Consider the following 6382-nt stretch of genomic DNA (forward strand, 5'->3'; position numbering starts at 1 on the left):
GTGATTACGCGTTGATGGGGCGCTTCAGGCGCACTTCTTCGATCTTGACGCCACCCACCACAGCCGTCTTGGCGGTGGAGAGCTCCTGCTTGAAGCCCGCCAGTTCGTGGAACCGAATAGCGCGCTCGTTGCGCAGGGGCACCCACGCCGTGACGTTGGTGCAACCTTCTTCCTGCAGGCCGTCGCGGGCGGCGTCCCACAGGGCCAGGCCCACGCCTTGGTTCCAATGCGTGGGGGCGGCGTAGATGGCCCAGATTTCACCGGTGGTGGGGCGGGATTTTTCGTCGCGCGAACGGTCGTAGCCGACAAAACCGACGATCTTCTCGCCGTCGACAGCCACCTGGACCTGGGGTTCGCAATATTCGATGGCCTCGCGCCAGTAGGCTTGGCGCTTTTCGACCGACATGGATTTCAACTGCTCGTCTGGCACCAGCCCTTTGTAGACCTCTTGGGCTGAGACGGTATGGATCTGGGCAATGGCTTTGGCATCGCGAAGCGTGGCGGGACGAACCTGGATACTGGACATGAAAAAACCGAACGAAAACGGGGGATGAAAAAACGAAAGGACCGGCATTGTCGCCGCAAACGGTTTTTCCCCCTGTGCGGACGGCTACTGCGGCCTCAGCAAAACATGCTCCAGACCCTGCCGAACCCCGCGTTTACCCTGCCTCCGCGCGCCCTCCAGCATGCCTTTCACCGCATTGCTGAAAGCTTCGACATTCCCCTTTACGCCATGGCCATGGAGCCGGGGTGCGACGGGCCTACGCCGCTGGCTGACATCCCGGCGCGCTGCGCCAGGGCGCGCTTGTTGCGGGGGCGTGGCACGTGCACTTCAGGCGGCAGGCCGTTGACCGCGCCCAGGCTGAGCACCAGCGTCACCGTGCGCGAACCACCATCGCGCTCGTCAGGTGCATAGGCACGGTAGCTGCCGTTGCCCTGCCCGTGGCTGCGCTGCACGGTGTGAAACGCCACACGCGCACCACTGACCCGGTGGCCGCCAAAGGGCAGTACCCGCAGGCGCGCATCACGGTCCAGCGCCAGGCCCAAGTGCCCTGCGCGGTTGATCAGATCCGTACGAATGGCTCGCCAGGTCTCGCCCTCGTCCGTTGAAAACTGCCAGGTGCCTGCCTGCGCATCCAGGTGTTCAATCACCACGCCTGCCGCCACCAGCAAGTCGGGGCAGTTCTCTTCGACGATGTGGGCCACGGTGTTGCCACCCAGGCCGGTACTCCCGTCGCCCGACTGGTTGGCGGCCGGGCGACGGCCGGTGCGCTGGGAGGACGCGTCCTCGGACGACGAAGGGCGCTGAGCAATGGCATTGGCATTCATGGAAGTCCCTCTGGAAACTTGGGTTGAGATCAGCGTGTGTGCATTGCCGCGCCTTCCAGGTGCATTTCAATGCTTGACGGAAAGTCTAGAAAGTGCACCACCGCGCGTCCATCGCACAAAAGGACTAGTCCGCAACGGTGCGTTGTGCGCAATACTTGGCTGTATGACCGCCCGCCTTTTGCTTGTGGATGACCACGCCCTGTTCCGCACAGGCCTGCGCCTGATCGTTCAGGACCACCCGTCCGTAGGCGTCATTGCCGAAGCCGGCTCCATTGCCGAGGCCTGCGCACTGAAGGCCGCGGACACCGACCTGGTGTTGCTGGACATCCAGCTGCCCGGCATGAGCGGGCTTGACGGCCTCCGACTGTTGCGCCAGGCTTGCCCGGTGGCCCGCATCGTGCTGGTGTCCGCCAGCGTGGCGCCCGACGCGATCCACGAGGCACGGGGGCGCGGCGCCGACGGCTTCCTTCCCAAGTCGGCCAACGCCGAAGACATCCTGGAGGCCATCACCTGCGCCCTGTCGGGCAAGCCGTGCTTTCCCATCAATAGCGGAAACAGCGCCACTACCCGGGGACCGGACACTCCCATACTCACCACCCGCCAGCTGGAGGTGCTATCGCTGCTGTGCACCGGCAAGCCCAACAAGGTCATCGCCCGCGACCTGGGCCTGAGCGAGAACACCGTGCGGGTGCACGTGGCGGCCATCTTTGCGCAGCTGGGCGTGAACAGCCGCAGCGCAGCCCTGCTGGCGGCGCAGCGCCTGGGCCTGTCCACACGACAGCTCCATGACACCTTCTGAGGACGTGGCGGCGCTCGACGCGACCATGCCCCCCACGCGCTGGGGCTGGCGCGTGTGGGAGCGCGATGAAGTGCTGCGCGAGCAGGTGGCCCTGCTGCGACAGAACTTCCCGATGACGCTGCTGGCCTCGTTGGCCACCGCACTGGGAACGCTGTGGGTGATGACACGCGTCGCTGACCCACAGGCCGTCGCTGTCTGGCTCATCACGCACACGCTGGTGGTGACCGGCGTGTACGCCACACTGCGTAGCATTGCCCCGTTTTCTGACCCCGCCCCCCAGGCAGCGCGCAAACTCATTGCCTGCATGGCCGCCATGGGGCTCAGCTGGGGCAGCCTGGGGTACGTGGTGCTCTATTGGGGGACATCCGACAGCGTGATCTATGCCATTGGCATCATCAGCACGGTGTCATCGGGCGCGCTGGGGCTGGGGGCGCCGCTGTACCGCGCCTATGCAACCTACCTGACCTGCGCCATTGGTGGCGTGATGATTGCCGTGGCACTGGCAGGCGGCCCGGTGATGTGGCCCGCGCTGTTTCTGACCACCGTCTACTACACGCTGACTGGCCTGCAGGCACGCACCGCCGACAGCGCCACGCGCCGCAGCATTGCGCTGAAGCTGGAGAACGAACGTCTGGTGACTGAGCTGCGGGCGGAGTCACAGCGCGCGCTGGCCGCGCAGGCAGCCGCCGAGCGGGCCGACCGGGACAAATCGCGCTTTCTGGCCGCTGCCAGCCACGACCTGCGCCAGCCGCTTCACGCGATGGGCCTTTTTCTCGAATCGCTGCACCGCAGCCCGCTCAACGAACACCAGCAGACCGTGCTCAAGCATGCCCATGCCGCATCGGGCGCCGCTGCCGAAATGCTCACCACCCTGCTCGACTATTCGCGGCTGGATGCCGGTGTGGTGAAGGTGCGGCCGGTTGCCTTCGCCGTGCAACCGCTGTTGACGGCGTTGGAGCAGGAGTTTGGTGCGCAGGCCGACACCGCCGGGCTGGTGTACCGCACGCGCGAGACCTCGGCTGCGGCATTTGCCGACCGGTCACTGGTGGGGCTGGTGATGCACAACTTCATCTCCAACGCGCTGCGCTACACCGCACGGGGCGGCGTACTCATTGCCTGCCGCACCCGCGGCAAGCGGCTGGCGCTGGAGGTGTGGGACACAGGCGCGGGCATTCCCGAGCATCAGTGGGACGAGATTTTCAAGGAGTTCCACCAACTGGGCAACCCGGAACGCGACCGCCGCAAGGGCCTGGGACTGGGTCTGGCCATTGTTCAGCGGCTGGCGCGAGAGATGAAGACCTCGGTGGAACTGCGCTCACAGCCAGGCCGTGGTTCGGTGTTTCGGCTGTGGCTTGACCGCTGGCAGGGCGCGCTGGACGACGATGCCGCGCCCGCCCTGGACGCGCGCGGCTTGGTGGGCCTGAGGGTGCTGGCCATTGACGACGACGAAGCCGTGCGCCTGGGGATGCAGTCACTGCTGCAAAGCTGGGGGTGCCAGTGCATCACCGCCGAGTCCAGTGCAGACGCACTGGAGTGCCTGGAGGACATCACCCCCGACATCATCATCACGGACTTCCGCCTGCGCCACGAAGAAACTGGCAAACAGGTGCTGCAGGCGCTGCGTGCCTACCTGGGCACCAATGTGCCCGCGATCATCATGACGGGCGACACGTCGCCCCAGCGCCTGCGCGATGCGCAGTCCACCTCTGCCCTGCTGCTGCACAAGCCCGTGTCCACCGGCCAGCTGCGCGATGCCATCGTGCAGCTCATCACTCACCCGCCGCTCGCCGGCACTGAAGCGCTGGAGCCGCTGGATGACGACGCAGCTACAACCAGCGCCTCAACATCCCCATAACCTGGTCGAACCGGGCGCCATACGGCGGGTAGAACAACGAGCCCATCGCCCAGCGCGACTGCACCAGCACCGACTTCTGGTGGCAAAACCGCAGAAAACCCTGCTCTCCGTGGTAGGCGCCCCAGCCGCTGTCGCCCACGCCACCAAAAGGCAGGTTGTCGTGCGCAATGTGCATCAGCGTGTCGTTCACCGTCACCCCGCCGCTCACGGTGCGGCGCAGCACATCGTCACGTACCGCTTCGCTCTGGCCAAACCAGTACAGCGCCAGCGGGCGCGGCCCTGAATTGATGTGCGCAATGGCGTCATCCAGCCGCTCGTACGAGATCACCGGCAGGATGGGGCCAAAAATTTCTTCCTGCATCAGCTGCATCTGCGACGTGGCGCCGAACACCAGCGTGGGCAGCATCTGGCGGCTGGCACCATCGCCCAGCGTGCCCACGGTGTGGGTCGGTGCCTTGCCCGCTGCGGGGTCGATGGTCTGCACATCGGCCCCTTGCGTCTGCGCCTGCTGCAGCATCGTGCGCAGGCGTGCGTGGTGGCGCGGGGTGATGATGGAAGCGTAGTCGCCATTGCCCTCGATGGTGGGGAACAGCCGCTGCACCGCAGCGCGATAGGCCTGGGTGAACTCGCCTTCGCGGCCCCGGGGCAGCAGCACATAGTCGGGCGCAATGCAGGTCTGCCCGGCGTTGAGTAGCTTGCCGTGCGCAATCTTTAGCGCGGCGTCCTGCATGTCGCAGTGGCCGTCGATGATGCAGGGCGACTTGCCGCCCAGCTCCAGGGTGGTGGGCGTCAGGTTCTGCGCCGCGGCGTGCGCCACCTTGCGGCCCACGGCGGTGGAGCCAGTGAACACCAGGTGGTCAAACGGTAACGAGGCAAACAGGGCCGACAAGTTGGCGTCGCCCTGCACCACACAAAACTCGTCAGGCGAAAAGAACTTCGCCACCAGCAAGGCCAGCTGGGCGGATGTGTGCGGCGTCAGCTCACTGGGCTTGAGCATCACGCGGTTGCCCGCGGCCAGCGCCGTAATGGCAGGCGCCAGCGCCAGCTGCACAGGGTAGTTCCACGGCGCTATCACGCCCACCACCCCCAGCGGTTGCCGCTGAATGAACCCGTGGGCGGGCTGCAGGTACAGCGGCGTGCGGACTTTTTTTGGTTTCATCCACCGCGCCAAATGGCTGAGCGTGTGCGACAGCAAGGTGCGCAGGACCAAAAAGTCAGCCACCTCGGTGAGGCGGGGTGAGCGCATGCCAAAGTCGGCCTGCACCGCGGCCGCCAGCACGGCTCCGTTTTCATCGAGCATCTTGGACAGCCGCAGCAAGCGCTCACGGCGCACCAGCAGGGGCACATCGACATGCTCGCGGCTGGCCTGGCGTTGAAGGTCGAAGTGGGCGTGGATATCGGCAGGTGTCATGGTTTGATCATAGAAGACACCCCGACAGGTGCATCACAAAAAGGAAACGCCCTTCGTGGAGGGCGCTGGGGCAATGGCGGCTGGCTGTGGCGCGTGTCAGCGCACGTCGCGCGCTTCAACGTCTGAAACTTCGGCGGCGCCGGGCAACACACCGCCACGGCGCGACGCGGCCGCGTCATCCGCCGATGCATCCCCCGCTGCAGTGCTGCGGCGGCTGGCAGACCAGCGCTCGGACGAACGGAAAACGGTGCTGAAGCCCGAGCGTGGGTCCATGCGCATCACCCACGGCGTCACGGGCCGACCCGTCAGCCGCGCCCAGCCTGCCCGCAAGGTCCACACCAGCGCCAGCACCATCACTGCAGCCAGCAGGCTCAGGAACAGCACCACGCCGATGGCGACGACCACGACGCGCAGTACAAAACGCAAAAGGCCAGCAACAATTTCGTTCAAACGACACCTCTCATTCACAACAAGGGCCGGGGCCAAAGCCCCTGCCCCACCCCCATCAACCCGGCGAAACAGCGCCGAACTGGAACACGCCGGGCTCCAGCACCGGGTTCACCGTGACCGGAATCACGCTCTTGGGCGGAAAACGCCCTTCCAGCAGCAGCTTGGACAGCGGGTTCTCGATGCGCTGCTGAATCGCCCGCTTGAGCGGCCGCGCACCGTAAACCGGGTCAAACCCCACCTTGGCCAATTCTGCCAAGGCAGCCTCGGACACCTCCAGCTCCAAATCCATCTTCGCCAGCCGGGTTTGCAGCAACTGCAACTGAATCTTGGCAATGGAGGCAATGTTTTGCGCATCCAGCGCATGGAATACCACCGTCTCATCGATCCGGTTCAGGAATTCGGGTCGGAAATGGTTCTTGAGTTCCCCCCACACCGCTTCCTTGATGTCGTCCGAGTCCTGCCCCACCATGGCCTGGATCAGGTGCGAGCCGATGTTGCTCGTCATCACGATCACCGTGTTCTTGAAGTCCACAGTGCG

Annotated in this window: 7 protein-coding genes; 2 read left to right on the forward strand and 5 right to left on the reverse strand. The window is 65.4% G+C overall.

All coding sequences use genetic code 11. The features are described 5' to 3' along the window. Window positions 1-4: 4 nt before the first annotated feature. Window positions 5-526 (reverse strand): GNAT family N-acetyltransferase, encoded by a 522-nt coding sequence (locus ACK4OE_RS11300; RefSeq protein WP_029414078.1) that lies wholly within the window; start codon window positions 524-526, stop codon window positions 5-7. Window positions 527-726: 200 nt separating this feature from the next. Next, window positions 727-1329, reverse strand: coding sequence for a hypothetical protein (locus ACK4OE_RS11305; protein ID WP_409884906.1), 603 nt, complete (start codon window positions 1327-1329; stop codon window positions 727-729). Between the two features lie 163 nt (window positions 1330-1492). On the opposite strand from ACK4OE_RS11305, the gene ACK4OE_RS11310 reads away from it, so the two are divergent. Further along, entirely contained in the window at window positions 1493-2128 is a 636-nt protein-coding gene (locus tag ACK4OE_RS11310; RefSeq protein WP_409884907.1) for a response regulator, read from the forward strand. Further along, on the forward strand, window positions 2115-3983 hold the full coding sequence (locus ACK4OE_RS11315; protein ID WP_409884908.1) for a hybrid sensor histidine kinase/response regulator: 1869 nt from the start codon (window positions 2115-2117) through the stop codon (window positions 3981-3983). Before ACK4OE_RS11310 ends, ACK4OE_RS11315 begins: the two co-directional genes overlap by 14 nt. Here ACK4OE_RS11315 and ACK4OE_RS11320 read toward each other — a convergent pair. From ACK4OE_RS11320 to ACK4OE_RS11330, 3 genes are all read right to left on the reverse strand, one after another. Continuing rightward, window positions 3955-5394: a coniferyl aldehyde dehydrogenase gene (locus tag ACK4OE_RS11320; RefSeq protein WP_409884909.1), complete on the reverse strand. Its 1440-nt coding sequence runs from the start codon at window positions 5392-5394 to the stop codon at window positions 3955-3957. The genes ACK4OE_RS11315 and ACK4OE_RS11320 overlap by 29 nt on opposite strands. Window positions 5395-5490: 96 nt before the next feature. Beyond that, on the reverse strand, window positions 5491-5844 hold the full coding sequence (locus ACK4OE_RS11325) for a hypothetical protein (protein WP_409884910.1): 354 nt from the start codon (window positions 5842-5844) through the stop codon (window positions 5491-5493). A 55-nt stretch (window positions 5845-5899) separates the two neighbouring features. Then, a partial coding sequence (locus ACK4OE_RS11330; RefSeq protein WP_409884911.1) for an AAA family ATPase occupies window positions 5900-6382 on the reverse strand: 483 nt, incomplete at its 5' end.

It is taken from the genome of Acidovorax sp., from assembly GCF_046314175.1.
Classification (GTDB): domain Bacteria; phylum Pseudomonadota; class Gammaproteobacteria; order Burkholderiales; family Burkholderiaceae_C; genus Acidovorax.